Source organism: Streptomyces sp. JNUCC 64, from assembly GCF_054484115.1.
In genome coordinates this window covers 6,739,533-6,766,271 of the sequence record NZ_CM137015.1, presented here as the reverse complement: position 1 = coordinate 6,766,271, position 26,739 = coordinate 6,739,533, and the positions used below count along the sequence as shown (strand labels likewise).

Below are 26,739 nucleotides of genomic sequence, written 5' to 3'. Positions count from 1 at the left end.
GGCGCTGACGTTAGCCCGGGACCCCGCGCCCCGCAACGGCCCAAGCTCCGTTGACGCGGCGCTCACACCACCGCGTCGGCGGAGGCCCGCGCGGCCGACGCGCCCCGGGGCTGCGGCACCTCGGCGCCGGACACCGGGCGGCAGGGCGCGGCGGCGGTCATTGGGGTGTCCACCATCAGCCGGGGCAGCCGCAGCGCGGCCAGCGCCCCGAGCAGCAGCAGCACCGCGCTGACCACCAGGGTCATGTGCAGTCCGGTCACGAAGGCGTCCCGGGCGGCGGTGCGCAGCGCCTCCCCGGGGCCCTCAGCGAGCCGTCCGGAGACCTCGTACGCCTCCCCCAGCGAGTGCCGGGCCGCCTCCCGCGCCTCGGACGGGACCCCGGTCAGCCCCGCCAGTCCGTGCCCGTAGGTGGCGTTCATGACGCTGCCGAGCAGGGCGATCCCGATGCCCGCGCCGAGCTGGTAGGAGGTCTCCCCGATCGCCGCCGCGCCGCCCGCCCGCTCCGGCGGGGCCTCGGCCAGCATGGACTCGTACGCCCCGAAGAGGGTGGTCTCCAGTCCGAAGCCGAGCATCAGGAAGCCGGTGAGCAGCAGCCCCGGGTTGTCCTGGTGGCCCATGAAGGTGAGGGTGAGGACCGCGGCGGCGGTCAGCGCGAAGCCGAGGGCGACCATGGTCCGGGGGCCGAACCGCCGCAGCATCCGGGCCCCGGCGAGTCCGGCGGCCATCGCGGCGACGGTCAGGGGCAGCAGCCGCAGTCCGGTCTCCAGCGGGGAGAGCCCGAGGACGAGCTGGAGGTACTGGGCGGCGACGAGTTCCAGTCCGACGAGGGCCAGCATCGCCAGGACGATGCAGCCGACCGAGGTGCTGAACGCCGGACGGGCGAACATCCCGAGGTCCACCAGCGGGTGCCGCCGCGCGCGCTGGCGCCGGACGAAGGCGGTCAGCAGGGCGGCCCCGCCGAGCAGCGGCAGCAGGGTGAGCAGTCCGCCGGTGTCCGGGCCCAGTTCGCCGCCGCCGATCCGCTTGACCCCGAGGACCGTGCCGAAGAGCCCGGCCGCCGCCATCAGCGCGCCGGTCACGTCCCAGGGCCCGTCCCGCTCCCCGGTGGACTCCGGCAGCAGCAGCCGTCCCACCGGCAGGCTGACCAGCATCAGCGGGATGTTGATGAGGAAGACCGAGCCCCACCAGAAGTGTTCGAGGAGGAATCCGCCGAGCAGCGGACCGGCGGCGGCGCCCACGGCGGCCACCGCGCTCCAGATCCCGATGGCGAAGGCGCGCTCGCGCCGGTCGGGGAAGACCTGCCGCAGGATCGAGAGGGTGGCGGGCATGATCATCGCGCCGCCGACCCCCAGCAGGGCGCGGGCCGCGATCAGCACGCCCGGGTGGTCGGCGAAGGCGGCGAAGGCGGAGGCGACGCCGAACAGCGCGTAGCCGAGGAGGAGCACCCGACGGCGGCCGATCCGGTCGCCCAGGGTGCCGAAGAGGATCAGCAGCGCGGCGCACACCAGCGGATAGGCGTCGACGATCCAGAGCAGTTCGACCCCGCTGGGCCGCAGGTCCTCGGTGACCGCGGGGACCGCCACGTGCAGGACGGTGGCGTCCACGGCGACCAGCAGCAGGCTGACGCAGAGCACCAGCAGCACCAGCCAGCGGTTGGCCCCGCCGCCGGGGGCCCGGGTGACGTCGAGGGCGGCCCGCAGTCGGGCGGGGGACGCCCCGGCACGGCGGACGCGGGAACGGGGGTCGTCGTCCCCCGACCGGCGCGGGGCGGCCGTGGTCGTCCCTGGCATGCGGTACCTCCCGGTGGTCTCTCGCGTCGCGGCGGTGTCGCGGACGGGGCGGTCCGCCGCGGGGGTGGGGACTGCCCCCGGTTCCGGCCTCGCGAGGCGAGTGAGCCGCAAGCGTACGCGAGTCGGCGGAGACCGGGCGGAAGGGGAGCTCCCGGACGGCGCCGGACCGGTGTGAGGCGCGCCACGCCCGGCCCCGGGCGCCCGCCACCACCGACCCGGGGCACTCGTCGCGCCCCGCGCGTCCGGTGACGAGACGCATCCGCACCCTACCGCTGGGTGACCGCCAACTCCCGGACCGCCCAAGATCGTTGGCGTGCCGCGCCGGGAATTCGCCACCCGGTCCGGGGGCGCGGAATTGCGCACCGGCGTGAAAGCGCCCCGCGATAGGCCCGCCGAAAGGTATGAGAACTCCTTCATGAAATAGGCCCGGCCCGGCAATGCCGCCTCCGCTGAGAGGAATGCCACATCACATGGTCATCACAACCCGGGGGATTCGACCTGGCTGTCGGTGGGCCCCTGTAACGTCGATTGGGTGCGTACCGAACGAAACCTCACCCGTCTGGACCGGGTGTTCGCCCGGCTGGACCGTGAGCCGGAACGTCCGGCCCACGTCCGGGCGCCGGAGATGAGCAGACACCGGGTCGTCCTCTTCTCGGCGACCCTGGCGTTCTACGCGGCGATCGTCGTCGCGGTCCTGACGACCTCGTGGCTGGTCCGCCTCGACTGGCAGGTCATGTTCTTCCGGCCGTACCAGCAGTGGCCGGAACTGCACCCGTTCCTCGACTACTACGTGGTACTGGGCCAGCGCGGCCCCACCGCGGTGATGGTCGCGGCCTGGCTGGGCTGGCGCTCCTGGCGGCAGCACACCCTGCGCCCCCTGCTCATCCTCGGTCTGTGCCTGCTGCTGCTGAACGTCACGGTCGGCGCGGCCAAGCTGGGCATGGGCCGTCTCGGTCCGCACTACGCGACGGTCATCGGTTCGAACGAGATGTGGCTCGGCGGCGATATATTCCCCTCCGGCCACACCGCCAACGCCGTGGTCACCTGGGGCATCCTCGCCTATCTGGCCTCCACCGCCCGGACCCGCCGCTATCTGTCGGCGCTGTCCGCCGTGGTCTCCCTGGGCGTGGGCCTCACCACCGTCTACCTGGGTACGCACTGGCTCAGCGACGTCCTGCTCGGCTGGGCCGCCGGACTGCTGATCCTGCTGGCCCTGCCCTGGTTCGAGCCGACGGTCGCCCGGGTGGAGGCGTGGCTGCTGGCCCGGCGCGCCGCACTGTCCCGGCGGGCCCCGAAGCACGGCGGGTCGCCCGTCCCGGTGGCCCTGCCCGGCGCGGCCGGGGTCCCCCGGGTCACGGTGCCCTCGCCCGCCCCGGCGAAGTCCCCGGTCAGGGAGTCCACGACCTGGTCCGCCCCCGGCGGGCACACCCCGCGCCCCGACCGCGCGCCGGTCACCCCGGTCGGCGGACGGCTGCCGTCGCGCCGCGCCGAACCGGCCCCCGACACGGTGCCCGCCGCGCCGCCGACCGGCCGGTAGACGTCCGGCGGCTGGACGGCCGCCCCGGGACGGTACGCGCACCCGTCTCCGCCACGAGGCCCCGGAGGCCCCCCGAGGGGCAGCCGGGGCCTCGGCGTTCCCCCCTCTTCCACGGGGGCCGGCTCACCCCCGCCAGCAGCGCCGCACCCGACCCTCCTCGACCTCGAAGTTGAGCCGCCCGAAGCGGTACTCCATGGTGACGAAGGTGCCCGGTGCCAGGACGCGGACCTCGGACCAGCCGCGTTCACGGGCGAGCCGCGCCGCCTGGGCCTCCTCCCGTCCGACGTACTCGTCCGGGTCGTCCTCGGGTTCTGCGGGCGGTCGCCACTGGGGTTCCATGCCCGTCACGGTAACCGGGGGCGGCCCGGAACGGTCCCCCTCCGGTCACGCTTGTGTCACAGGATCACGACACCCGTTTCCCTTCCCCCGACTCACACGAACGAGCGGATTTCCGCTTCCCCCAATCGCCTTCGGCGATGGCGCTCCCCGCATTTCCGAACCCCCGGGAAAAGCAAGGGAAAACACTTCGAAGCGATCCGTTCGGAAACCGGTGGAATCCGGCTGGAGACCCGATCCACCGACTATCCGAAAAGCCGACGGGCCGGAAGATTTTCACGGTTTCCGCACACAACACCCGGAAGGCTCCGGTGGATCGGCCGCGCCCCTCACGACGGCCCCCGGGTCAGCCGGAGCGCGGAACGGACGACGCGTCCAGCGCCCGGGAGAGCCGGTCCCGCACGGTCGCCACCGCGTCGGCCAGCTCCACCGGCTCCACCACCTCGAAGTCGAACCCCAGCAGCACCGCGTGGATGACGAGGACGTCCAGGCTCGCGGCCCCGGTGCGCAACAGGCAGCGGTCGGGCCCGTCCGGCTCCAGGACGCCGTCCTCCGGGGTGATCCCCTCGGCGGCCACCGCCAGGGGCACGAACAGCCGCAGCACCGCCCGCGCGGCGTACGCCCGGGTGGACACCCCGCTCGCCACGTACACGGCGAGGTCCTCGGCGGGCGGGGGGCGCGGGGTGAAGCGCGGTCCGTGCGGGGGCCGGGGCTCGACCCGGTCGGCCCGGAAGGTGCGCCAGTCCTCGCGGTCCAGGTCCCAGGCGACCAGGTACCAGCGGCGCTCGGTGCACACCAGCCGGTACGGCTCGACGGTCCGCCGCGAGAGGGCGCCCGTGTGGTCGCGGTACCCGAACCGGAGCCGTTCGGCGTCCCGGCAGGCGGCGGCGAGTTCGGTGAGCACGGCCGGGTCGACGGTGGCGGCGGGGCCGCCGCGCAGCATCGGCACGGTGAACCCGGTCAGCGCGCCCACCCGGCGGCGCAGCCGGTGCGGCAGCACCTGTTCCAGTTTGGCGAGGGCCCGCACCGAGCTGTCCCCGATGCCCTCCACCCCCTGTCCGGCGGCGGTGCGCAGCCCCACCGCGACCGCGACGGCCTCGTCGTCGTCCAGCAGCAGCGGCGGGAGTTCGGCACCGGCGCCGAGCTGGTAGCCGCCCCCGGTGCCGGGGGTGGCGTTGACGGGGTAGCCGAGCTCGCGCAGCCGCTCCACGTCGCGGCGGATGGTGCGCGGGGTGACGCCGAGCCGCCGGGCCAGCTCCGCGCCCGGCCACTCGCGCTGGGCCTGGAGCAGGGAGAGCAGACGCAGCAGCCGGGCCGAGGTCTCCAACATGGCGTCGAGTCTGCCAGGGCCCCGGACCCGCGCCCCGCGCCCGGGGCGCCACCGGGACCCGGAGGGGGCGGACCGGACGCGCGGGGCCCTGAGGGATCGGCGGACCCGTCGCCCCTTACCGGAGGTAGCGTCGAGTTCCGGTCACCCCTTTCATCATCTGATGTCCTGACTTACCGCCCGCCCGACCGGTCGGACCGTGACGCGGTTCACCGGGCCAACTCGGTTGACGCCCAACCCACTTGACCGGGCGCGACCGGACTCCCCCGTCGGCTCGCGCTCCGCGCCGGATGGTGCGATTCCGTTCCCCTGGGGGCGTGACCCCGCCCGAGGCTTCCCCGTTGTCCTTGACATGAGCCGGGGACCGCCCGGCCCATCGGCCGGGAACCGCCCGGTTCGAGCCGGGCGCCACCCGGCGCCGCACGTACGAGAACCGAGGAGCCCCCGTGCCGCGCATGCTCGACGTCAGCGATGACGTACGCGCCGAGATCGGTGACGCAGAAGCCGACCGACTGCTCGCCGGTGAGAACGCCCCGGGCGGCTACGACTGCACGTCCTGCCGCGCCCCGGGCGACTCCGAACGGGAGCGCACCAGCACCGTCCTGTTCATCGGCGAGGAGACCGCCGTCCTCGCCTTCGCCCACGCCCACTGCCTCCCCTCGCAGATCGTCCGGGTCGGCGAGGACGAGCTGAAGGGGGCCGTCCGCTCCATCACCGGCGAGGAGGGCGCGCCGCCCGCGCGCGAGCCCGGCGCGCCGGAGCAGGCCGTCCTGGGCATCACCAGCGGACTGGTGCTGGTCGGAGGGGATCTGCACCCCGCCCTGGTCGTGGAGCCCACCGCGCCCATCGCCCGGGCCGGAACCCCCGGCGAGCACGGCGACGAGTTCCTCTCCCTGCTGGCCGAACAGGGCTTCCAGCCGGTGGGCAGTGTGAACACCGCCCCCGCCGTGCTGCCCGGCTGGTCGGTGCTGCTGGCGGCGGGCAAGCTGCACGCGGTGCTCCAGCCCGGCCCGGGCGGCGGTCAGCCCGTCGCCTGGTGGCAGGCGCACCAGCCGCTCCAGGTCACCGAAGGCTGGCGTGCCGAGGCCAACAAGTCGCAGCGGGTACTGGTGTTCGCCGCCCCCGTCGGCTCCATCGGCCGTCAGCCGCGCGAGGACCTGCTGCGCGACGCGCTGGACAAGGCCGCGGCCGACGGCCGTCTGGTCGCCTGCGCGATGCCGCTCGCGGGCACCTGACCCCCCGTCACGGGCCCGGTACTGACCCCACCGGGCCCGTGACCCGGGCGCCGCGCGCGCCGGGGCACCGCGCTCCGGCCCCGGGAAACCGCGACCCCGGCCCGCATCCGTCGGGGCCCGGGGTCGTTTGGCAGTTCGTGCACCCTGACGACCCTGTCCTCCGCCCCTTCGGGCAGCGCCCCGTCCCGTCCGCGCGTGTCGCGCGGGACCCGCTGCACACGGTGTCGGCCACCCCGATCTACGACGCGCTCTGCGCCGAGTACCGCAGACTCTTCCGGGCCCTGCCCGGGGACCGCAGCGGCGAGGAGGGGACGCGGTTCACCGCCTTCGGCGCCGGGCCGCACGGCCCGCTGGCCGACGGCGCCCGGTACGCGGGCCCCGACACCCGTCATGGCTCCGACACCCGCTACGCCGCCGACGGCCGGTACGGCCACGACGGCCGGCACGGCGCCGAGCCCCGGCACGCCTCCGGGTACGGCGCCCCGCCCCCGGGGTTCACCGCGGGCGCGTACGCCACGGCTCCCCGGGCCGGGACGGTCCCGGACCCCCGGCACCGTCCCGGTCAGGACCCCTGGGCCCGTCATGAGCGGCACGACCGGCCGCCCGTCGGGATGGTGCCCGTCTGGCAGCGCGGGCGGCCCGTTCCGCCGACCGCGCTGCCGCCCGCCCGGCGCCGGGAGCCCTGAGCGGGCCTCCGGCGCGGGGAGCGGGCTACTTCTTGCGGCCGCGCTTCTCGCGGACCCGGACCGAGATGTGGATCGGGGTGCCCTCGAAGCCGAACTCCTCGCGGAGCCTGCGCTCCACGAAGCGCCGGTAGCCGTGCTCGATGAAGCCGGAGGCGAAGAGCACGAACCGCGGGGGCTTGGTCCCGGCCTGGGTGCCGAAGAGGATGCGCGGCTGCTTGCCGCCCCGGATCGGGTGCGGATGGGCGGCCACCAGCTCACCGAGGAACGCGTTCAGCCGTCCGGTGGGCACCCGGGTCTCCCAGCCCGCCAGGGCCGTCTCGATCGCCGGGACCAGCTTCTCCATGTGACGGCCGGTGCGCGCCGAAACGTTCACCCGGGGCGCCCAGGCGATCTGGGCCAGCTCCGTCTCGATCTCCCGCTCCAGGTAGTAGCGGCGCTCCTCGTCGAGGGTGTCCCACTTGTTGTAGGCGACCACGATCGCGCGGCCCGCCTCCACCGCCATGGTGACGATGCGCTGGTCCTGGACGCTGATGGTGTCCGAGGCGTCGATCAGGATGACCGCGACCTCGGCCTTCTCCACGGCGGCGGCCGTCCGCAGCGAGGCGTAGTAGTCGGCGCCCTGCTGGAGGTGGACCCGCTTGCGGATACCGGCGGTGTCCACGAACTTCCAGGTGATGCCGCCGAGTTCGATGATCTCGTCCACCGGGTCGCGGGTGGTGCCCGCCAGCTCGTTGACGACCACCCGCTCCTCGTTGGCGACCTTGTTGAGCAGCGAGGACTTGCCGACGTTGGGGCGACCGATGAGGGCGATCCGGCGGGGGCCGCCGAGCGCCGTGCCGAAGCGCTGCGCGGGGGCCTCCGGCAGCGCCTCCAGGACCGCGTCCAGCATGTCGCCGGTGCCCCGGCCGTGCAGGGCGGAGACCGGGTGCGGCTCGCCGAGGCCCAGCGACCACAGCGCGGTCGCGTCGGCCTCGCCGCTCGGACCGTCGACCTTGTTGGCGCACAGCACCACGGGCTTGCCCGCCTTGCGCAGCAGCCGGACGACCGCCTCGTCGGTGTCGGTGGGGCCGACCGTGGCGTCCACCACGAAGACCACCGCGTCGGACGCCTCGATGGCGTACTCCGCCTGGGCGGCGACGGAGGCATCGATGCCGAGGACGTCCTGCTCCCAGCCGCCGGTGTCGACGACCTTGAAGCGGCGCCCGGCCCATTCGGCCTCGTAGGTGACGCGGTCCCGGGTCACGCCCGGCCGGTCCTCGACCACGGCCTCGCGGCGGCCGATGATCCGGTTGACCAGGGTCGACTTGCCGACGTTGGGGCGGCCGACGACGGCGAGGACCGGGAGCGGACCGTGTCCGGCCTCCTCGATCGCGCCTTCGACGTCCTCCAGGTCGAAGCCCTCTTCGGCGGCGAGCTCCATGAACTCCGCGTACTCGGCGTCCCCGAGGGCCCCGTGGTCGTGCCCGTCGTCCGTGGCCCCGGAGGGAGTGTGCTCGTTCATGACGTCCGTACCTCGTTCATCGTGGTGATCGGTGGACCGGCCCGTTCCGGGTGATCCACTACTCAAGTGTCGCCTAGCGGCCGGTGAGCCGCCTGGCGTCGGCCAGGTGGGTGGTCAGGCGCTCCTGGAGACGGGCGGTCGCCGCGTCCAGCGCCGTGCGGGTGCGCTTGCCGCTGCCGTCGTCGGCCCGGAAGGGGGCGCCGAAGACGACGTCCACCCGGCCGCGCAGCGGGGGCAGCCCCGGTATCAGACGGCCACGGCGCTCGGTGCTGCCGAGCACCGCGACCGGGACGACCTGGGCGCCGGAGCGCACCGCGAAGTACGCGAGCCCGGAGCGCAGCGAGGCGAAGTCCCCCTCGCCCCGGGTGCCCTCCGGGAAGATCCCGAGGACGCCGCCCCGTTCCAGGACCCCGAGCGCGCGGGTGATCGCGGAGCGGTCGGCGGTGGAGCGGTCGACCTTCAGCTGTCCGATCCGCTCCAGGAAGGGTCCGAGCGGGCCGACGAACGCCTCCTGCTTGATCAGGAAGTGCACGGGCCGGGGCGCGGTGCCCATGAGCATCGGACCGTCGATGTTGTGGGAGTGGTTGACGGCGAGGATCACCGGACCGGTCACGGGGACCCGCCAGGCGCCCAGCACGCGCGGCTTCCACAGCCCGTACATCAGGCCGACCCCGATCCGGCGGCCGACGTCGGCGCTCCGGGTCGAGGGGACCCCCGCTCCGGCGTCGGTCACCGGCCCGCCCGCCCGCCGTCGACGAGGACCTGACCGCCGCGCCGCTCCTGGACCAGGGTGACGACGCACTCGATGACCTGCGGGAGGGTGAGGTCGGTGGTGTCGACCTCGACCGCGTCGGCGGCCTTGGCGAGCGGGGAGGTCTTGCGGCTGGAGTCCGCGGCGTCCCGCTTGACCAGCGCCTCCTGGGTGGCCTTGACGTCGCTGCCCTTCAGCTCGCCGCTGCGGCGGGCCGCACGGGCCTCCGGGGAGGCGGTGAGGAAGACCTTGAGGTCGGCGTCGGGCAGCACGGTGGTGCCGATGTCCCGGCCCTCGACGACGATGCCGCCCTCGGCGGACGCGGCGATGGTCCGCTGCAGCTCGGTGATCCGGGTGCGGACCTCGGGCACCGCGCTGACCGCGCTGACCTTGGAGGTGACCTCCGGGGTGCGGATCGGGCCCGCCACGTCGGTGCCGTCGACGGTGATCGTCGGGGCGGCCGGGTCGGTGCCGGAGACGATCTCGGGCTTGTCCGCGACGGCGGCGACGGCGGCCGGGTCGGTGACGTCGACCCCGTGGTGCACCATCCACCAGGTGATCGCCCGGTACTGGGCGCCGGTGTCCAGGTAGCTGAGGCCGAGCTGGGCGGCGACGGCCTTGGAGGTGCTGGACTTGCCCGTGCCGGACGGACCGTCGATCGCGACGATGACTGCGGTGGTTCCGGCGACGGTTTCCACGGGGCACCTTCCAGAGGGGGTGTGACGGCTCGGTCCGGGGCGGTGAACGGCCCCGGACAAGGTTACTTGTTCCGGCGGGGGCACCCGGCCAGCACCCGGCGGGCGCCGTGGCGGCGGGCGGGAGGGTGGGCCGGGCCGCCGGGACGCGGCGTCCCGGCCCACCCGGTCTCAGGGGCGGATCGCCCAGCCCCGCTCGCGCAGCGCCGCGGTGAGCGCGGGCGCGGCCGTCGGCAGGACCACCAGCTCGACGAGGCCCTCCTGGCGTCCGGTGGCGTGCTCGATGCGGACGTCCTCGACGTTCACCCCGGCCGCCCCCGCGTCCGCGAAGATCCGCGCGAGCTGGCCCGGCTGGTCCCCGATCAGCACGACCACGCTCTCGTAGACGGCGGGCGCCGTGCCGTGCTTGCCGGGCACCCGGGCCTGGCCGGTGTTGCCGCGCCGCAGCAGGGCCTCGATCCCGGCGCTTCCGGCGCGCCGCTTCTCCCCGTCGGCGGACTGCAGCTCCCGCAGCGCCCGGACGGTGGCGTCCAGGTCCCCGGCCACCTCGGCGAGCAGATCGGCGACCGGGCCGGGGTTGGCGGACAGGATGTCGATCCACATCCGGGGGTCCGAGGCGGCGATCCGGGTGACGTCCCGGATGCCCTGGCCGCTCAGCCGGACCGCGGACTCCTCGGCGTGCTCCAGCCGGGCCGCGACCAGGCTGGACAGCAGGTGCGGCATGTGGGAGACCAGCGCCACCGCGCGGTCGTGGGCGTCGGCGTCCATGACGACGGGCACCGCCCGGCAGAGCGCCACCAGCTCCAGCGCCAGGTTCAGGACCTCGGTGTCGGTGTCCGGGGTGGGCGTGAGGACCCACGGCCGCCCCTCGAAGAGGTCCTCGGTCGCGGCGAGCGGACCGGACTTCTCCCGGCCGGACATGGGGTGGGTGCCGATGTAGCGGGCGAGGTGCGCCGGGTCGACGCCGAGCGCCTCCAGTTCGCGGCGCGGCCCGCCCTTGACGCTGGCCACGTCGAGACAGCCACGGGCGGCGCCCCGGCCGAGGACGTCCGCGAGGGTGGCGGCGACATGGGCGGGCGGCACGGCGACGACCGCGAGGTCGACCGGACCGGTGGGCGGCTCGTCGGTCCCGGCGCCGAGCGCGGCGGCGGTCCTGGCCTGCTGCGGGTCGTGGTCCACGAGGTGCACGGTCACCCCCCGGCCGGTGAGGGCCAGGGCGAGGGAGGTGCCGATGAGGCCGGTGCCGATGACGAGTGCGGTTCTCACTGGGCGATGTCCTTGCGCAGGGCGGCCGCGGCCCCCAGGTAGACGTGGGTGACGGCGGAGCGGGGCAGTTCGGTCTCGATGTGCGCGAGGATCCGGACCACCCGGGGCATCGCGCCCTCGACGGCGAGTTCCTGGGCGCAGATGAGCGGGACGTCGGTGATGCCGAGCCGCCGGGCGGCGGCGGCCGGGAAGTCGCTGCGCAGATCGGGGGTGGCGGTGAACCAGACGCTGATCAGGTCCTCGGGGGTCAGGCCGTTGCGTTCGAGGACCGCCTCCAGCAGCCCGGCGACGCGCTCGTCCATGTGTCCGGCCTCGTCCCGTTCCAGCTGGACGGCCCCTCGGACCGCTCGTACCGCCACCGTCTGCTCCTCTTCGGTTTCCGTTCCGCCGCCGGAGCCGGGGTCCGGCGGGGCGCCGCGTGGTCGTGGGGCCGCCGGGACGCGCACCGGCCCGTGGCCAGCCTAGTCAGCCCGGGCCGGTGCGGTCATCCGCGCCCGGTCCCCGAGACGGCCGGTCCCGGCCCGCCCGTACGCTGTGCGCCATGGCCGTCGAGGACCCCGTACACCTGGTGCGCGAGCACACCGTCTACTCCTGTGTGATGGGGTCGCGGGCCTTCGGGCTGGCCACCGAGGGCAGCGACACCGACCGGCGGGGGGTGTACGTCGCGCCGACGCCGCTGTTCTGGCGCTTCGACAAGCCGCCCACCCATGTCGAGGGCCCTGAGGAGGAACGGTTCAGCTGGGAGCTGGAGCGTTTCTGCGAGCTGGCGCTGCGGGCCAACCCGAACATCCTGGAGTGTCTGCACTCCCCCCTCGTGGAGTACGCGGACGACACCGGGCGGGCGCTGCTCGACCTGCGGGACGCGTTCCTGTCCCGGCGGGCGTACCCGGCCTTCACGGGGTACGCGAACGCCCAGCGCGACCGGCTGGCGGCGGACGTCCGGCGGCACGGCGCGCCGCGCTGGAAGCACGCCATGCACATGCTGCGGCTGCTGCGCTCCTGCCGTGACCTGCTGCGCACCGGGACGCTGACCGTCGACGTGGGGGCGGAGCGCGAGGCGCTGCTCGCGGTGCGGCGCGGCGAGGTGCCCTGGGCCGGGGTGGAGGCCCGGATGGAGCGGCTCGCCGCGCAGGCCGCCGAGGCGCTGCCGGACAGCCCGCTGCCGCCGGAGCCGGACCGTGACCGGGTCGAGGCGTTCCTGGTCTCGGTGCGGGCCCGCTCGGCCGGGGCGGCCCGGTAGCGGCCGGTCCGGTAGCGGCCCGGTCCGACCCGGGGCTGATGCCGACGTCAGCCGTCCCAGAGCGTCCCGAAGGCCAGCAGCTCGTCCCGGTGCTCCAGCCGCTCCACCCAGGCGGCGGGCCAGACGTCCGGGCCGTGGTGGGCGCCCGCGAGGGCCCCGGCGAGGCAGGCCAGCGAGTCGGAGTCGCCGCTGGTGCAGGCGGCCCGGCGGAGCACGGTGACGGGGTCGGCGGGGAAGAGCAGGAAGCACAGCAGCGCGGTGGCGAGCGCCTCCTCCGCGATCCAGCCCTCCCCGGTGGCCAGACAGGGATCGCCCTCCGGGTCGGGGGCGTCCAGGGCGGCCCCGACCCGGTCCAGGGCCGCCGCGCACTCGTCCCAGCCGCGCGCGGCGAACGCCCGGGGGGACGGGTCGCCCGCCCGGCGCCACAGATCGCCGAGCCAGCGCTCGTGGTAGCGCGGGCGCTGCTCGGCGGCGTAGGAGCGCAGCAGCGCCAGGAGTCCGTCCGGCCGGGTCCCCTGGGCGAGCAGCCGTACGGCGTGCGCGGTGAGGTCGGAGGCGGCGAGGGCGGTGGGGTGGCCGTGGGTGAGGGCCGCCTGGAGCTGGGCGGCGCCCGCGCGCTGTTCGTCGTCGAGGCCGGGGACCAGGGCGAGGGGCACGACCCGCATGTTGGCGCCGCAGCCCTTGGAGTGGAGCTGGCTGGCGTCCTGCCAGGCCCGCCGCTCGTCCTTGAGGAGGGCGCAGGCCGTCAGACAGGTGCGGCCGGGGGCCCGGTTGTTCTCGGGCGACCGGTACCACTCCACGAACTCCTCCCGTACCGGCCGGGTGAACCGGAGCGGTCCGAGGGTGCCGCGTTCCAGCGCGGTGCGGGTGCCCCGGGCGAGGGCGAGGGTCATCTGGGTGTCGTCGGTGATGAAGGCCGGGGCCGGGAGTTCCATGGCGCGCCAGGGGCCGCACTTGGCGAGGATGGCCGGGACGTCGTCGAACTCGGTGGGGAAGCCGAGGGCGTCCCCGAGGGCGAGGCCGAGGAGGGCTCCGGTGGCGGGCCGCCGGGGACCGGGGGCCGGGGCGGGCGGCGGGGCGGTGGACGTGGTGGTCATGCGCGCGGTCCTTCCGGGCGGGTCAGGGGCGGGTTCAGGGCGGTGGCGGTGCCGGGCCGGTAGAGGGCGGCGGGTTTGCCCCGGCCGCCGGTGAGCCGGGCGGCGCCGGGGACCGGACGGACCAGGCCGGGGGCGGCGAGGACCTTGCGGCGGAAGTTGGCCGGGTCCAGCGGGGTCCCCCACACCGCCTCGTACACCCCGCGCAGCTCGCCGAGGGTGAACTCGGGCGGGCAGAAGGCGGTGGCGATCGAGGTGGACTCCAGCCGGGCGCCGATCCGGTCGCGGGCGTCCCCGAGGATCAGGTCGTGGTCGAAGGCGAGCGGTCCGCAGTGCTCGGCGGGCGTCCAGCGGGCGCGCGCCGCGTCACCGCCGCCGCGCGGTTCGGGCGGTCCGGGCACCAGTGCCGTGTAGGCGACGGAGACCACCCGCATCCGGGGGTCGCGGTCGGGTTCGCTGTAGGTCCGCAGCTGTTCGAGGTGGAAGCCGGTGGTGGAGAGCCCGGTCTCCTCGGCGAGTTCGCGGCGGGCGGCGGTCTCGGCGGACTCGTGCGGCAGGACGAAGCCCCCGGGCAGCGCCCAGCGTCCCCGGTGGGGCTCCTGGCCGCGTTCGACCAGCAGGACGTGGAGGGTACCGGCGCGCACGGTGAGGACGGCGAGGTCGACGGTGACGGCGAAGGGCTCGAACGCGTGCTTGTCGTACCCCTCGGGGGGCCGGGCGGGCGCCTGGGGGACGGGGTCCTCCGGCCGGTGCGGACGGGTGCTCATGACGGCCCTCCGGGAATCGCTCGGTGACGCCCGCTCGACGGCGCCGCGGCCCGTCGTCCCCCGGGGCCGGGAACCCGGACCACCCCCGTGGGCCCGGTCCACCGGCCCCGGCGGGGCGGCGGCGACCGGGGCGGGCGCGCGGACGCGGTGGCACGGGCCGCCGCGGGACGGACCCCGCCCCTTTATTGGTCAGGTCGACTATAAATATTCCGTCGCCCTGACGACAAGCCCCTCCGGCCGCTTTCCCACGTCACGGCGGCCGGAACGCGCCGAGGCCGGGCCCGGAGACTCCGGACCCGGCCTCGTGAGGAGGGGGGACGCCCTGCTGGGGCCCCGCCCACCCGGCGGGTCTACAGATCGACCTCGTTCATCAGCATGCCGACCTCCGTGTTGGAGAGCCTGCGCAGCCAGCCGGACTTCTGGTCGCCCAGGGTGATCGGCCCGAAGGCCACCCGGACCAGCTTGTCCACCGGGAACCCGGCCTCCGCGAGCATCCGCCGCACGATGTGCTTGCGCCCCTCGTGCAGGGTCACCTCGACCAGGTAGTTCTTGCCGGTCTGCTCCACCACCCGGAAGTGGTCGGCGCGGGCGTAGCCGTCCTCCAGCTGGATGCCGTCCTTGAGCCGCTTGCCCAGGTCGCGCGGGATGGGGCCGACGATGTGCGCGAGGTAGGTCTTCTTCACGCCGTACCGGGGGTGCGCCAGCCGGTTCGCCAGCTCGCCGTGGTTGGTGAGCAGGATCACGCCCTCGGTCTCGGTGTCGAGCCGTCCCACGTGGAAGAGGCGGGTCTCCCGGTTGGTGACGTAGTCGCCGAGGCACTGACGGCCGTCGGGGTCCTCCATGGTCGACACGACCCCGGCGGGCTTGTTCAACGAGAAGAACTGGTAGGCCTGCGTGGCCACGGTCAGCCCGTCGACCTTGATCTCGTCCTTCGCCGGGTCCACCCGCAGGCCCTGCTCCATGACGATCTCGCCGTTGACCTCCACCCGGGCGTCCTCGATCAGCTCCTCGCAGGCGCGCCGGGAGCCGTAGCCCGCGCGGGCCAGCACCTTCTGGAGCCGCTCGCCCTCCTGCTCCGCGCCGGGGAAGGTCTTGGGGGGCGCGGCCTTCTTCTCCTTCTCGGCGTACCGCTCCCGGTTGCGCTCCTCGGCCCGGGCCTCGTACTCCCGGGACCGCCCGGGGGCGGTCCGGCCGCCCCGCGCCTGGGGGGACTGCTTGGGGCCGCCCTTGGCGCCGCCGCGGGCGGTCGCGCCCCGGCCCTTGCGGGCGTCGCCCCCGCCCGCGCCTCCGGTGCCCGATCCGCCGCCGGAGCCGCCCGTCGGGTAGCGGCGCTCCTCGGGGCGGGGCCGCCCGGCGCGCTGCTGCTTGTCGTCGCGCTGATTGCCCGCGCCGCGGTGGTTACCGCGTCCGCTGTTCCTGCCGCTGCCGCTGCCGCTGCTTCGCATCAAAGTTCCGTCTTGTCGTCTGCGTGCTCGAAGGTCCCGGATTCGGGTGCGTCCGGATCGAACGACGGTACGCCCTCCTGCGTCTCCGCCTCGATCGCCGCCGCCTCGGGGAGGAAGGGCGCGAGCTCGGGAAGCTCGTCCAGGCCGCGTAGGCCCATCCGCTCCAGGAAGTAGTGCGTCGTCCCGTACAGGATCGCACTTGTTTCGGGTTCCGTGCCCGCCTCCTCGACCAGCCCGCGCTGGAGGAGGGTGCGCATCACCCCGTCGCAGTTGACCCCGCGCACCGCCGAGACCCGGGAACGGGAGACCGGCTGCCGGTAGGCGACCACCGCCAGGGTCTCCAGCGCCGCCTGGGTGAGCCGGGCGTGCTGGCCGTCCAGGACGAAGCCCTCGACCGCCGCCGCGTACGCGGGACGGGTGTAGTAGCGCCAGCCGCCCGCGACCAGCCGCAGCTCGAAGCCCCGGCCCTGGACCGTGTACTCGTCGGCCAGTTCCCGCAGGGCGTCGGCGATCAGGCGCCGGGGGCGTCCCAGCACCTTCGCCAGGTGCTCCTCGGTGGCCGGTTGGTCGACCACCATCAGCACCGCCTCCAGCGCGGGCCGCAGCTCCAGCTCCGCCGCTCCGCCCGGGAGGCCGTCGTCCCGTCCGTTCACACCGCACTCCCCGTCCGGGTGCCGGACCCTCGTCCGGCACCGGTGTCGTCGCCGCTCGTCGTCCCGTCCGCCGCCGGGGGCCGGTCGAACTCGTCGGTCACCCCGGGCACGCCGTCCCCGTCGCCGCCCGTCCACCGCACCAGCAGCTCGCCGAGGGCGGCCTCCTGGTCGAGGGCGACCGCCTTCTCCCGGTACAGCTCCAGCAGCGCCAGGAAGCGGGCCACCACGGTGAGGGTGTCGCCGTCGGCCCGGGTGTCCTCGATCAGCTCCGCGAAGCTCGCTCGGCCCCGGGCGCGCAGCAGGCCGGCCAGGACGGCCGCCTGTTCCCGCACGCTCACCAGCGGGGCGTGCACGTGGTCCACGTACACCTGGGGCACCGGCCGGGGCCGCTCGGCCCGGGCCGCGAGCCGGGCGAGGCCCTCCGCCCCGACGCCGATGACCACGTCGGGCAGCAGTTCGGCGTGGTGCGGCTCCAGTCCGACGGTCCGGGGCAGGCGCTTCGCCTCGCCCTCCAGACGGTCGGCGAGGATCTCGGCGATCCGTTTGTAGGCGCGGTACTGGAGCAGCCGGGCGAAGAGCAGGTCCCGGGCCTCCAGGAGCGCGAGGTCCGCCTCGTCCTCGACGGTGGCGACGGGCAGCAGCCGGGCCGTCTTGAGGTCGAGGAGGGTGGCCGCGACGACGAGGAACTCGGTGGTCTCGTCGAGGTCCCAGTCCGGGCCCAGGCCGCGGATGTACGTCATGAACTCGTCGGTGACCCGGGACAGCGCGACCTCGGTCACGTCCAGCCGGTGCCGTGCGATGAGCTGGAGGAGCAGGTCGAAGGGCCCTTCGAAGTTCGCCAGCCGGACCCGGAAGCCGCCGTCGGCGGTCTTCTCCTCCCGGCCGTCCCCGGCCCCGGCCGGGTCGTCACCGGTCGGCCCGTCATCCGTGACGGTCGGTTGGTGGTCCGTCCCGGTCCGCTGGTGGTCGGCTCCGGTCCGCTCGTCATCCGTTCCGGTCCGCTCGCGGTCCGTCACGGTCGGATGGTGGTCCGTTCCGGTCGGAACGGCCTCGGGCGGCGGGACGGGCGGATCCGTCTCCGCGCCGGAAGGCTCGCCGGACACCGGCACCGCGGACACCGGACCGACCGGTTCCGCCGAAGGGTCCACGGCCCGCTCCCCACCCCCGGGGCCCGTACCCAGAACGCGTCGCCCCCGTCGAGGGCTACCGACCACGGAGCCGCCGCACCAGGATGCTCGCGTCGCCCCGCGCTTCGAGGTCGGCGAGCACGACGGCCACCGCCTCCCGCACGATCCGCCCCCGGTCCACCGCGAGTCCGTGCTCGCCCCGGAGGACCAGCCGGGCGTGCTCCAGGTCCATCAGTTCCTCGGCGGAGACGTAGACGGTGATCTTCTCGTCGTGGCGCTCGCGTCCGCTGGGCCTGCGGGTCGCGGTCCGTCCGCGCCGCTTGGCCGACCCCGTGGCGCCCGCCGCGGCGGCGCCCCGGCCGGTTCCGGACGGGCTGCCGGACGTTCCGCCCGAGCCCTCCTGGGGGGTCCGGCGTCCGGACCGCACCAGGGGCTGGTCGAGGTCGTCGGAGGGGCGCTCGGCGCCCCGGGTCCGGGACTCGGCCCCGTCGGCCCCGGCGGCCGTGTGCTCGCCGCCCTCACCGGGCGCCGGTGCCTCCCGGCGCCCCGGGATCCGTTCGGACCGCCGTGACCCGTCCTGGGGCGGGACGCCCTCCTCGGCGGGGTCCTCGCCGTCGGCGGGACCCGGCACCCGCGGCTCGCCCGCCGGGCGCCGGGGGGAGGACGACTGCAGCGCCGTCCCCCCGGTGGTGCGGAACAACTCGTCGGCTCCGGGCAGACTCACTCGGCGTGACACCGGGCGAGCACCTCCCTGGCGAGCTGGCGGTAGGCGGCGGCGCCCACGGAGTTGGAGGCGTACGTGGTGATGGGCTCGCCCGCGACGGTGGTCTCCGGGAAGCGCACCGTGCGGCCGATCACCGTGTGGTAGACGTGGTCGTCGAACGCCTCGACCACCCGGGCGAGGACCTCGCGGCTGTGCACCGTACGGGAGTCGTACATGGTGGCGAGGATGCCGTCGAGCTCCAGCTCCGGGTTGAGCCGCTCCTGGACCTTCTCGATCGTCTCGGTGAGCAGGGCGACACCGCGCAGCGCGAAGAACTCGCACTCCAGGGGCACGATGACCTTGTGCGCGGCGGTGAGCGCGTTCACCGTCAGCAGGCCCAGCGAGGGCTGACAGTCGATCACGATGTAGTCGTAGTCGGCCATCAGCGGCTTGAGCGCGCGCTGGAGCGTGGACTCCCGGGCGACCTCGGAGACGAGCTGCACCTCGGCGGCCGACAGGTCGATGTTGCTGGGCAGCAGGTCCATGTTCGGGACGGCCGTCTTGAGGAGGACCTCGTCGGCGGCCATGCCCCGCTCCATGAGCAGGTTGTAGACCGTCAGGTCCAGCTCCATCGGGTTCACCCCGAGGCCGACCGAGAGGGCGCCCTGCGGGTCGAAGTCCACGAGGAGGACCCGGCGGCCGTACTCGGCGAGCGCGGCACCCAGGTTGATGGTCGACGTGGTCTTGCCGACGCCGCCCTTCTGGTTGCACATCGCGATGATCTTCGCGGGGCCGTGCTCGGTCAGCGGACCCGGAATCGGGAAGTACGGCAGCGGACGGCCGGTGGGGCCGATCCGCTCCCGGCGCTGGCGCGCCGCGTCGGGCGCGAGCGTGGCCGCGTACTCCGGATCCGGCTCGTACTCCGCGTCCGGGTCGTAGAAGTGCCCTTCGGGCAGGTCGTCGTAGTCGGCGAAGTGGCTGCCGCCGCTTCGGCCGCCGGCCGTGGCGTTCACGTGAGGGCCATCCATGCTCGGGGGTGCTGTCTGGATCCGGTGCGGACTCTGGTGGGCTGCGAAGGTGCGGACAGCGACCGAGCCGACAGCCTCGAACCCGGAGGGGCCCAGGCCCCGCACGGGGGTTCCCGGCTGACCACCCCCGGGAGTAAATGTCGACTCATTCACAAGTCGTCTTACCTCCTTGGTGACCAGGGAACTTCTAGATAGGTCAGCGTGGCACCATGCCGACGTTTGGCGACTCTATGGCGTGTCACCGCTCCGCAGCAACACAATCCACCGGACCCGGCGCGATGTGTCGGCATCGGAACCCGTCGATGTCAAGGGCGTACGGCTGACCGGAACCGGTTTTCGCAGGTGTACGAAGCGGTCGAAGCATGACGTTCCAGGCGAGTCGTCCGGCGCCCGGGCACGGAACACGCGAACACGGCACGGGGGTTCGCACAGTGGCGCGATCCACACCGGCGACACGCGTACGGCCGGACCCCCGGTGAAGGGTCCGGCCGTACGCGTGAGCCCGCGCGCCGCCCGTTGACCGCGCGCCGGGCAACGGGCGGCGCGCGTCGGGCGTCGGGCGCGTCGGACGGCGGGGCGGGAACTCAGCCCAGCAGGGAGTCCAGTTCGACGTGGTCCAGGCCGTGGGCCTCGGCGACCTCGCGGTAGACGACCTTGCCGTCATGGGTGTTGAGGCCCTTGGCCAGCGCGGGATCACGGCGCAGCGCCTCGGCCCAGCCCCGGTTGGCCAGTTCCACGATGTAGGGCAGCGTCGCGTTGGTGAGCGCGTAGGTGGAGGTGTGGGGCACCGCGCCGGGCATGTTGGCGACGCAGTAGAAGACCGAGCCGTGCACCGGGAAGGTCGGCTCGGCGTGCGTGGTGGGACGCGAGTCCTCGAAGCAACCGCCCTGGTCGATCGCGATGTCGACAAGGACACTTCCGGGCTTCATCCGCGACACCAGGTCGTTGGTGACCAGCTTGGGCGCCTTGGCCCCGGGGATGAGCACCGCGCCGATCACGAGGTCGGCGTCCAGGCACGCCTTCTCCAGCTCGAAGGAGTTGGAGACGACCGTCTGGATGCGGGTGCCGAAGACCTTGTCGGCCTCCTTGAGCTTGTTGATGTCCCGGTCGAGGAGGGTGACGTGGAAACCCATGCCGATGGCGATGGTCGCGGCGTTCCAGCCGGAGACCCCGCCGCCGATGACGACGGCCTTGCCCGCGGCGACACCGGGGACGCCGCCGGGCAGCACACCGCGGCCGCCGACCGGGCGCATCAGGTGGTAGGCGCCCACCTGCGGGGCGAGCCGGCCCGCGACCTCGGACATCGGGGCGAGCAGCGGCAGCGCGCGGTTCGGCAGCTCGACGGTCTCGTAGGCGATGGCCGTGGTGCCGGACTCCACGAGGGCGTCGGTGCACTCCTTGGAGGCGGCCAGGTGGAGGTAGGTGAAGAGGGTCTGGTCCTTGCGGAGGCGGTGGTACTCCTCGGCGATGGGCTCCTTGACCTTGAGCAGCAGGTCGGCCGCGGCCCACACCTCGTCGGCGGTGCCGAGGATCTCCGCTCCGGCGGCGACGTACTCGGCGTCCGTGATCGAGGAGCCCGCTCCGGCGTTCCGCTCGATGACGACCTGGTGGCCGTTGCGGACCAGCTCGTGCACACCGGCGGGGGTGATGGCGACGCGGAACTCGTTGTTCTTGACCTCGCGGGGGATGCCGACCTTCATCGTCGATCACGGTCCTTGGCTCAGAGGGTTTCGGGTAACACACGACACACCCGGGCACACGGGGGCATACCGGGAGGCACCACGAAGGACGCGGCAGAGCCAGTCTAATTAAGGATTTCCCGCTGTCTAGCCTTCCAAAGCATCAATCCTTGCGGGATGCACTACGGATTTCGTAGGTCGGGACGGGTGATTCCCTGAGGGGCTCCGCCTCGTTCCCGCTGGTCGACGCCTCGGCCGGGACGGTGCCGACCGCCTCGGCCGACCGCACCGGCACCCGGCTCCCACCGGCCCCGGACGGCTCCGGAACCCCGTCCGCCCCGCCCTCCGGACCCGTCCCCTCCCCGGCGGCGGCCACCCGTCCGGACCCGGCGCCGGGCCGCTCGGAATCCGTCGTCGTGGGCACCGGACCGTCGGCCGGGACCGCGTCGCCGTCCGGGACCGTGGGGCCGGTGCGGGGGGCGGTGGGGCCGGTGCCCGGGTCGGCGTCCGGGCCGGTGGCGGAGGCGGAGGCGGAGGCGGAGGCGGCCTGATGCTCAGGGTCCGCCGCTTCGGCCGTGGTGACCCCGCCGACGCGGTCGGCCCCCTCGGTGCGATCGGCCCCGCTGACGCCCCCGGCACGGTCCGCCGCCCCGGTACGCCCCGCCGGACCGGTGCGCCCCGCCGGACCGGCCTGATCCGCCGCGTCGGCCCGGCCCCGCGCCCCGTCCCCGGTCGGCGGCTCCGCCTCCGGGGCCACGGCTCCGCCGCGCGGCTCCGGCCGGTGCGGCCGGTCCCCGGGCCGGAGACCGGCGCCCGGGCCGTCCCCCTCCCCGTCCTCGGACGAGGGGACGGCGCCCCGGCCGTCGCTTTCCCGGTCCTCCCCCAGCATCCGGTCCGCGGCGCCCCGGTGCAGCCGGGCGGCGGAGGTCTCCCCGAGGCGGTCGAGGGTGTCCGCCAGCCGCAGTTGCAGCGCCGCCTGGAGCCGGGCGTCCTCGGCCCGGCGGGCCCACTCGACGGCCTCCCGGCAGGTCCCCAGGGACTCCTCCGGACGGCCCGCGTACTCCTGGACCCGGGCCAGCTCGCTCAGCGCCCGGGCCACCCCCTGGGTGTCCCCGGCCCGGCGGTGGCCGGAGACCGCGGACCGCCAGTTGCGCAGGGCGTCCCCGTAGCGCCCCGCGTAGGTCTGGGCCCCGGCGATCCGGCCGTGCAGCCGGGCCGCGTCCTCGCGCTCGTCGCGGGCCAGCCGCTGGGCCAGCGCCCGCCCGTACCAGTCGGCGGCCCGGTGCCAGTCGCCCAGCTCCTGGTAGGCCCCGCCGACGGATTCCATCGCGCGGCCCGTGGCGTACGGGTCGCGGGCCCGGCGTCCGGCGTCCAGCGCGGCCCGGTAGCGGACCAGGGCCTCCCGGGTCCGGCCCGCGCGGGCGTCCAGGTCGGCCAGGTTCAGCAGGGCGGCGGCCTGTTCGCGCGGCAGGTCGCGGCGCTCGGCGACGTCGAGGACCAGCCGGTGGATGACGTACAGGTCGGCGGCGGCGGAGACGGCCCCCTCGTGGGCGACGAGGGCGCGGGTGAGCGCGGCCATCAGCCGGCGCGCCAGGGTGTCCAGCTGTCCGTCGGCGACGGCCGCGCGGGCGGCGGCGAGCAGCGCGGGACGGCGCAGCCGCAGCCAGTCGGCGGCCGCCCGGGGGCTGGGGAAGCGCAGCGCGCGCGGCAGTCCGGCCAGTCTGCTCTGGGCCAGCGCGTCATCCGTCTGGGTGATCGCCCGGCAGGACTGGAGCAGCCGCACGGTGCGCTCCAGCATCCGGGCCCGGGCGAGCTGGACCTCGCCGGGCCGGTCCTCGGCCTCGCTGCGCGCCCGCAGCAGCGGGGCGAGGCAGTCGGGCACCCGGTACTGCGGCAGCGGCGAGGGCACCCGGTGGAGCAGTCCGAGGGCGGTGAAGTCGTCGAGGAGGGCGCGGGCGGCGGAGACCGAGCAGCCCGCGAGCGCGGAGGCGGTGTGCGGGTCCGCGAGGCCGCCGGGGGTGAGGCCGAGCAGTCGCAGTATCCGGGCGGACGGGGCGGGCAGGGCCTCGTAGGCGTGCTGGAAGACCCGGGCGAGGGCTGGTCCTTCGTCGCCCCGGGCGCGCAGCCGCCGGGCGAGGTCGGCGAGGGAGACCTGGGGGCGGGCGGCGAGCCAGCCCCCGGCGAGGACCAGTGCGGCGGGCTGGGCGCCGCACTCCTCGACCAGCCCCTCGGCGGCGCGCGGGTCGACGGTGACCCGGACGGAGCCGGTCCAGCGGGTGAGCAGTTCCACGGCGGACTTGGTGTCGAGGCCGCCGAGGGTGCAGGGCCGGACGTCGGCGAGGCCGGTGAGGGGGCGCTCGGTGACGGCGATCACCAGGCCCTGGGGGGTGGGCGGAAGGAGTTCGTCGACCTGTTCGGCGTCGGTGGCGCCGTCGAGGAGGAGCAGGGCGCGCCGGTCGGCGAGGGCGGCGCGCAGCTCGGCGGTGAGGTCCTCGGGGGGCGCTCCGGCGGGCGCGGGGACGCCGAGGTCGTCGAGGAGGGCGCGGGCGGCCCGCTCGGTGGGCACCGGAGTGCCGTCGGGGTCGGTGAGCCGGGCGCTGAGCACTCCGTCGGGGTAACGGTGGGCGACCCGGCGGACGAGTTCCCCGGCGAGGGCGGTGCGGCCCGAGCCGGGGCGTCCCGCGATCAGCAGCACCCGCGCGCTGGGGGGTTTGCGTCCGGCCAGGGTGTCCAGTCCGGCGCGTTCGATGTCGGCCCGGAGTTCCTTCAACTCCCTCGTACGGCCGAGGAACTGACTGTCCGTGAGGTCGTCCGAGGCCGTCGGGGGACGTCCGTCCGCGGACAGCCTCGTCTGGCCGGTGTCCACCGCCTGGTCCGTCACGGGCCCACTCCCGTTCCACTGCGCGCAGGTGCCCGCCGGGGCTCCGGACGGGGTGCTTTCAGAGCCTAGTTCACGCTCTGCGACGAAGGCCGGGGAGCACGGCGGGCGGGGCGGACGGGTCGCCCGATCGGATCATCCGCTGATCCGACCGGACGGGCCGGGGGAGCGGCCGGGGCCGTCAGACGTCGAAGGGGCGGGCGGGCCAGGGCGCCTCGGCGGGGCGCAGCGCGTCGAGGCCGTCGCCCGCCCGGGCGGCGATCAGCGAGAGCACCCCGACGACCAGGCAGTTGTTGTGGAGTTCCCCGGCGAGGACGCCGCGCGCGAGCTCCGCGAGCGGGACGGAGGTGACCGTCATGTCGGTCTCCTCGTGCTCGACGGCGTACCGCTCTCCCCCGGCGGTGGACAGCTCACGGGCGAGGAAGACGCGCACCGACTCGTCGCAGCCGCCGGGGCTGGTGTAGACGTCGGTGAGGACGCGCCAGTCCCCGGCCTCGATGTGGGCCTCCTCGTACAGCTCGCGGCGGGCCGCGTGCAGCGGGTTCTCACCGGGGACGTCGAGCAGGCCCGCCGGGATCTCCCACAGCCGGTGCCGCACGGGGTGGCGGTACTGGTTGATGACGGTGACCCGGTCCCGGTCGTCGAGGGCGAGGACGGCGACCGAGCCGGGGTGGACCTGGTAGTCGCGGTGGACGACCGAGCCGTCGGGCATGACCACGTCGTCGGTGCGGACCGCCGTCTTGTTGCCCGTGAACGGCGTGCGGCTGTCCCGGATCTCCCACTCCTGCGGGGTGTCCTTGATGGTCATCGCCGTGTTTCCTCCCGTGGTACGTGAACGACCGGGGCGCGTGCCGTGAAGCACGCGCCCCGGTCGTTCACCGTATCGCCTGTCAGTGGCGGGTACGGGCGGCCCCTCGCCCCGAGGGGGCGGGGGCGTCCGGTCCCGTCGCCGCGCCGGCGCCGTCGCGCGCGCGACGGACGCCCGGTGCCGACGGGACCCTGGTCACTCGGCGGTCTTGCGCGCCACGGCCGCCTTGACCAGACCCGCGAAGAGCGGGTGCGGACGGGTCGGACGGGACCGCAGCTCCGGGTGCGCCTGGGTGGCGACCAGGAAGGGGTGCACCTCGCGCGGGTACTCGACGTACTCCACGAGCTTGCCGTCCGGGGAAGTGCCGGAGAACTGGATCCCGGTCTTCTTCTCCAGCTCGACGCGGTAGGAGTTGTTCACCTCGTAGCGGTGGCGGTGGCGCTCCTCGACGTACTCCTTGCCGTCGTACACCTCGCGCACCAGGGAGCCCTCGGCCAGCTTCGCCGGGTACATGCCCAGCCGCATGGTGCCGCCCAGGTCGCCCTCGCCGGCGACGATGTCCAGCTGCTCGGCCATGGTGGAGATCACCGGGTGGCCGGTGGCCGGGTCGAACTCGGTGGAGTTGGCGTCCGGGATCCCGGCGAGGTTGCGGGCCGCCTCGATGACGGTGCACTGGAGGCCCAGGCAGAGGCCGAGCAGCGGCACCTTGTTCTCGCGGGCGTACTGGATCGCGCCGACCTTGCCGCTGACGCCCCGGTCGCCGAAGCCGCCGGGGATGCAGACGGCGTCGACGTCGCCGAGCTGACGGGCCGCGCCCTCGGGGGTGCGGCAGTCGTCGGAGGTGACCCACTTGATCTTGACCCGGGCCCGGTTGGCGAAGCCTCCGGCGCGCAGCGCCTCGGTGACCGAGAGGTAGGCGTCGGGGAGGTCGATGTACTTGCCGACGAGCGCGACGTTGACCTCGTGCTCGGGGTTGTGGACCCGGTCGAGCAGGTCGTCCCAGAGCGTCCAGTCCACGTCGCGGAACGGCAGGTCCAGCTTGCGGACGACATAGGCGTCCAGGCCCTCGGTGTGGAGCACCTTGGGGATGTCGTAGATCGACTTGGCGTCGATCGCGGCCACCACGGCGGCCTCGTCCACGTCGCACATCAGGGAGATCTTGCGCTTGATCGCGACGGGCACCTCGCGGTCGGCGCGCAGCACGATGGCGTCGGGCTGGATGCCGATGTTGCGCAGCGCGGCGACGGAGTGCTGGGTCGGCTTCGTCTTCAGCTCGCCGGACGGGCCGATGTAGGGCAGCAGCGAGATGTGGACGACGAAGACGTTGTCCCGGCCGACCTCGTGACGGACCTGGCGGACCGTCTCCAGGAACGGCAGCGACTCGATGTCGCCGACCGTGCCGCCGACCTCCGTGATGACGACGTCCACGTCGTCGGTGGCCATGCGGCGGATGCGCTGCTTGATCTCGTTGGTGATGTGGGGGATCACCTGGACGGTGTCCCCCAGGTACTCGCCGCGCCGCTCCTTGGCGATGACCTGCGAGTACACCTGTCCGGTGGTGACGTTCGCCGAGCCGTCGAGGTCGACGTCGAGGAAGCGTTCGTAGTGCCCGATGTCGAGGTCGGTCTCGGCTCCGTCGTTGGTGACGAAGACCTCGCCGTGCTGGAACGGGTTCATCGTCCCGGGGTCGACGTTCAGGTAGGGGTCGAGCTTCTGCATGGTGACCCGCAGGCCCCGCGCTTTGAGCAGCGCGCCCAGGCTGGAGGCCGTCAGGCCCTTGCCGAGGGAGGAGGCGACCCCTCCGGTGACGAAGAGGTGCTTGGTCGTCGGGGACGTCGCGGATCGGTTCGGCATGGCCAAGAGGGGGCTCCCGTGGTCGCTGTCTGAGATGCGGATCGGCGCCCGGCCCGGAAGAATCGGGTGGTGCCTGCGCTGCGGTTCGGGGGTCTCGTCGCTGTCGCTGCGGACTCTCGCGAGCCCACCGGTCCACGGGCTACCAGGGTATCAGCGACCCGGCGGCCCCGCTCCCGGCCACGGTGCGCGTCCGGGTCGCCACGGAACGGACACGGGGAACGCGGGAGGAGACCGCCCGCGCCGTACCCGGGGGCGCGGGCCCGGGAAACCGTCCTCCGGCGCGGGCCCCCGTGGCCCGCCACCCGGCGGACGGCGGCCGGGGCGGGCCGTACGACGGTG

General features: G+C 74.6%; 22 protein-coding genes and 1 pseudogene. 4 read left to right on the top strand and 19 right to left on the bottom strand.

Annotated elements, in window-relative coordinates:
- Positions 1-62: 62 nt before the first annotated feature.
- Positions 63-1,790, bottom strand: coding sequence for an MFS transporter (locus tag ACVWNX_RS27930; RefSeq protein ID WP_454410955.1), 1,728 nt, complete (start codon positions 1,788-1,790; stop codon positions 63-65).
- A 532-nt stretch (positions 1,791-2,322) separates the two neighbouring features.
- On the opposite strand from ACVWNX_RS27930, the gene ACVWNX_RS27925 reads away from it, so the two are divergent.
- Positions 2,323-3,327: a phosphatase PAP2 family protein gene (locus ACVWNX_RS27925; protein ID WP_454410954.1), complete on the top strand. Its 1,005-nt coding sequence runs from the start codon at positions 2,323-2,325 to the stop codon at positions 3,325-3,327.
- Between the two features lie 123 nt (positions 3,328-3,450).
- On the opposite strand, the gene ACVWNX_RS27920 is transcribed toward ACVWNX_RS27925, so the two are convergent.
- Complete coding sequence (locus tag ACVWNX_RS27920) at positions 3,451-3,666, bottom strand: I78 family peptidase inhibitor (RefSeq protein ID WP_454410953.1); 216 nt, start codon at positions 3,664-3,666, stop codon at positions 3,451-3,453.
- A 343-nt stretch (positions 3,667-4,009) separates the two neighbouring features.
- Entirely contained in the window at positions 4,010-4,993 is a 984-nt protein-coding gene (locus tag ACVWNX_RS27915) for a helix-turn-helix transcriptional regulator (protein WP_454410952.1), read from the bottom strand.
- 443 nt (positions 4,994-5,436) lie between these two features.
- Here ACVWNX_RS27915 and ACVWNX_RS27910 point away from each other — a divergent pair, with 443 nt between their 5' ends.
- The gene (locus ACVWNX_RS27910; protein WP_454410951.1) at positions 5,437-6,225 is read left to right on the top strand and encodes a hypothetical protein; all 789 of its coding nucleotides are present in this window, start codon (positions 5,437-5,439) and stop codon (positions 6,223-6,225) included.
- A gap of 221 nt (positions 6,226-6,446) precedes the next feature.
- On the top strand, positions 6,447-6,911 hold the full coding sequence (locus ACVWNX_RS27905; protein WP_454410950.1) for a hypothetical protein: 465 nt from the start codon (positions 6,447-6,449) through the stop codon (positions 6,909-6,911).
- Positions 6,912-6,936: 25 nt separating this feature from the next.
- Here the strand turns inward: ACVWNX_RS27905 and der are convergent, their stop codons facing one another.
- The 5 genes from der to aroH all read right to left on the bottom strand — a co-directional run bounded on the left by der (position 6,937) and on the right by aroH (position 11,483).
- Positions 6,937-8,412 (bottom strand): ribosome biogenesis GTPase Der, encoded by a 1,476-nt coding sequence (gene der / locus ACVWNX_RS27900; protein ID WP_454410949.1) that lies wholly within the window; start codon positions 8,410-8,412, stop codon positions 6,937-6,939.
- A 73-nt stretch (positions 8,413-8,485) separates the two neighbouring features.
- Positions 8,486-9,214 carry a lysophospholipid acyltransferase family protein gene (locus ACVWNX_RS27895; protein ID WP_454410948.1) on the bottom strand — a complete coding sequence of 243 codons (729 nt, stop codon included), beginning with the start codon at positions 9,212-9,214 and terminating at the stop codon, positions 8,486-8,488.
- Positions 9,142-9,861 carry a (d)CMP kinase gene (gene cmk, locus ACVWNX_RS27890; RefSeq protein ID WP_454410947.1) on the bottom strand — a complete coding sequence of 240 codons (720 nt, stop codon included), beginning with the start codon at positions 9,859-9,861 and terminating at the stop codon, positions 9,142-9,144. The genes ACVWNX_RS27895 and cmk overlap by 73 nt, the downstream gene beginning before the upstream one ends.
- A gap of 168 nt (positions 9,862-10,029) precedes the next feature.
- A complete protein-coding gene (locus ACVWNX_RS27885; protein WP_454410946.1) occupies positions 10,030-11,124 on the bottom strand; it encodes a prephenate dehydrogenase in 1,095 nt (364 codons plus the stop codon).
- Complete coding sequence (aroH, locus tag ACVWNX_RS27880; RefSeq protein ID WP_454410945.1) at positions 11,121-11,483, bottom strand: chorismate mutase; 363 nt, start codon at positions 11,481-11,483, stop codon at positions 11,121-11,123. Before aroH ends, ACVWNX_RS27885 begins: the two co-directional genes overlap by 4 nt.
- A gap of 182 nt (positions 11,484-11,665) precedes the next feature.
- Between aroH and ACVWNX_RS27875 the strand changes: the two genes are divergently transcribed.
- Complete coding sequence (locus tag ACVWNX_RS27875) at positions 11,666-12,364, top strand: nucleotidyltransferase domain-containing protein (RefSeq protein ID WP_454410944.1); 699 nt, start codon at positions 11,666-11,668, stop codon at positions 12,362-12,364.
- 47 nt (positions 12,365-12,411) lie between these two features.
- Here ACVWNX_RS27875 and ACVWNX_RS27870 read toward each other — a convergent pair whose 3' ends face one another.
- The 11 genes and pseudogenes from ACVWNX_RS27870 to ACVWNX_RS27820 all read right to left on the bottom strand — a co-directional run bounded on the left by ACVWNX_RS27870 (position 12,412) and on the right by ACVWNX_RS27820 (position 26,400).
- Positions 12,412-13,461 carry an ADP-ribosylglycohydrolase family protein gene (locus ACVWNX_RS27870; RefSeq protein ID WP_454410943.1) on the bottom strand — a complete coding sequence of 350 codons (1,050 nt, stop codon included), beginning with the start codon at positions 13,459-13,461 and terminating at the stop codon, positions 12,412-12,414.
- Positions 13,458-14,225, bottom strand: coding sequence for an NUDIX hydrolase (locus tag ACVWNX_RS27865; RefSeq protein WP_454410942.1), 768 nt, complete (start codon positions 14,223-14,225; stop codon positions 13,458-13,460). The genes ACVWNX_RS27870 and ACVWNX_RS27865 overlap by 4 nt, the downstream gene beginning before the upstream one ends.
- Before the next feature lie 350 nt (positions 14,226-14,575).
- Positions 14,576-15,670, bottom strand: coding sequence for a pseudouridine synthase (locus tag ACVWNX_RS27860; protein ID WP_454410941.1), 1,095 nt, complete (start codon positions 15,668-15,670; stop codon positions 14,576-14,578).
- Positions 15,670-16,323, bottom strand: a complete 654-nt coding sequence (scpB, locus tag ACVWNX_RS27855; protein ID WP_454410940.1) for an SMC-Scp complex subunit ScpB — start codon at positions 16,321-16,323, stop codon at positions 15,670-15,672. Before scpB ends, ACVWNX_RS27860 begins: the two co-directional genes overlap by 1 nt.
- A complete protein-coding gene (locus ACVWNX_RS27850; RefSeq protein WP_454410939.1) occupies positions 16,320-17,339 on the bottom strand; it encodes a segregation and condensation protein A in 1,020 nt (339 codons plus the stop codon). The genes scpB and ACVWNX_RS27850 overlap by 4 nt, the downstream gene beginning before the upstream one ends.
- 187 nt (positions 17,340-17,526) lie before the next feature.
- Positions 17,527-18,186 (bottom strand): hypothetical protein, encoded by a 660-nt coding sequence (locus ACVWNX_RS27845; protein ID WP_454410938.1) that lies wholly within the window; start codon positions 18,184-18,186, stop codon positions 17,527-17,529.
- Entirely contained in the window at positions 18,171-19,334 is a 1,164-nt protein-coding gene (locus ACVWNX_RS27840) for a ParA family protein (protein ID WP_454410937.1), read from the bottom strand. Before ACVWNX_RS27840 ends, ACVWNX_RS27845 begins: the two co-directional genes overlap by 16 nt.
- 431 nt (positions 19,335-19,765) lie before the next feature.
- Positions 19,766-20,881, bottom strand: coding sequence for an alanine dehydrogenase (gene ald / locus ACVWNX_RS27835; protein WP_454410936.1), 1,116 nt, complete (start codon positions 20,879-20,881; stop codon positions 19,766-19,768).
- Positions 20,882-21,734: 853 nt separating this feature from the next.
- A pseudogene (locus ACVWNX_RS27830) lies at positions 21,735-23,741 on the bottom strand (tetratricopeptide repeat protein); the annotation flags it as partial.
- 178 nt (positions 23,742-23,919) lie between these two features.
- Positions 23,920-24,546, bottom strand: a complete 627-nt coding sequence (locus ACVWNX_RS27825; RefSeq protein ID WP_454410935.1) for an NUDIX domain-containing protein — start codon at positions 24,544-24,546, stop codon at positions 23,920-23,922.
- Between the two features lie 195 nt (positions 24,547-24,741).
- Positions 24,742-26,400, bottom strand: coding sequence for a CTP synthase (locus tag ACVWNX_RS27820; RefSeq protein ID WP_454410934.1), 1,659 nt, complete (start codon positions 26,398-26,400; stop codon positions 24,742-24,744).
- Positions 26,401-26,739: the final 339 nt, after the last annotated feature.

Bases quoted from the DNA above. Each gene is read 5' to 3' on its own strand.
- ACVWNX_RS27930 (WP_454410955.1), bottom strand. From the start codon at position 1,790: ATGCCAGGGACGACCACGGCCGCCCCGCGCCGGTCGGGGGACGACGAC.
- ACVWNX_RS27920 (WP_454410953.1), bottom strand. From the start codon at position 3,666: ATGGAACCCCAGTGGCGACCGCCCGCAGAACCCGAGGACGACCCGGAC.
- ACVWNX_RS27915 (WP_454410952.1), bottom strand. From the start codon at position 4,993: ATGTTGGAGACCTCGGCCCGGCTGCTGCGTCTGCTCTCCCTGCTCCAG.
- der (WP_454410949.1), bottom strand. From the start codon at position 8,412: ATGAACGAGCACACTCCCTCCGGGGCCACGGACGACGGGCACGACCAC.
- ACVWNX_RS27875 (WP_454410944.1), top strand. From the start codon at position 11,666: ATGGCCGTCGAGGACCCCGTACACCTGGTGCGCGAGCACACCGTCTAC.
- ACVWNX_RS27870 (WP_454410943.1), bottom strand. From the start codon at position 13,461: ATGACCACCACGTCCACCGCCCCGCCGCCCGCCCCGGCCCCCGGTCCC.
- ACVWNX_RS27865 (WP_454410942.1), bottom strand. From the start codon at position 14,225: ATGAGCACCCGTCCGCACCGGCCGGAGGACCCCGTCCCCCAGGCGCCC.
- ACVWNX_RS27860 (WP_454410941.1), bottom strand. From the start codon at position 15,670: ATGCGAAGCAGCGGCAGCGGCAGCGGCAGGAACAGCGGACGCGGTAAC.
- ald (WP_454410936.1), bottom strand. From the start codon at position 20,881: ATGAAGGTCGGCATCCCCCGCGAGGTCAAGAACAACGAGTTCCGCGTC.
- ACVWNX_RS27825 (WP_454410935.1), bottom strand. From the start codon at position 24,546: ATGACCATCAAGGACACCCCGCAGGAGTGGGAGATCCGGGACAGCCGC.
- ACVWNX_RS27820 (WP_454410934.1), bottom strand. From the start codon at position 26,400: ATGCCGAACCGATCCGCGACGTCCCCGACGACCAAGCACCTCTTCGTC.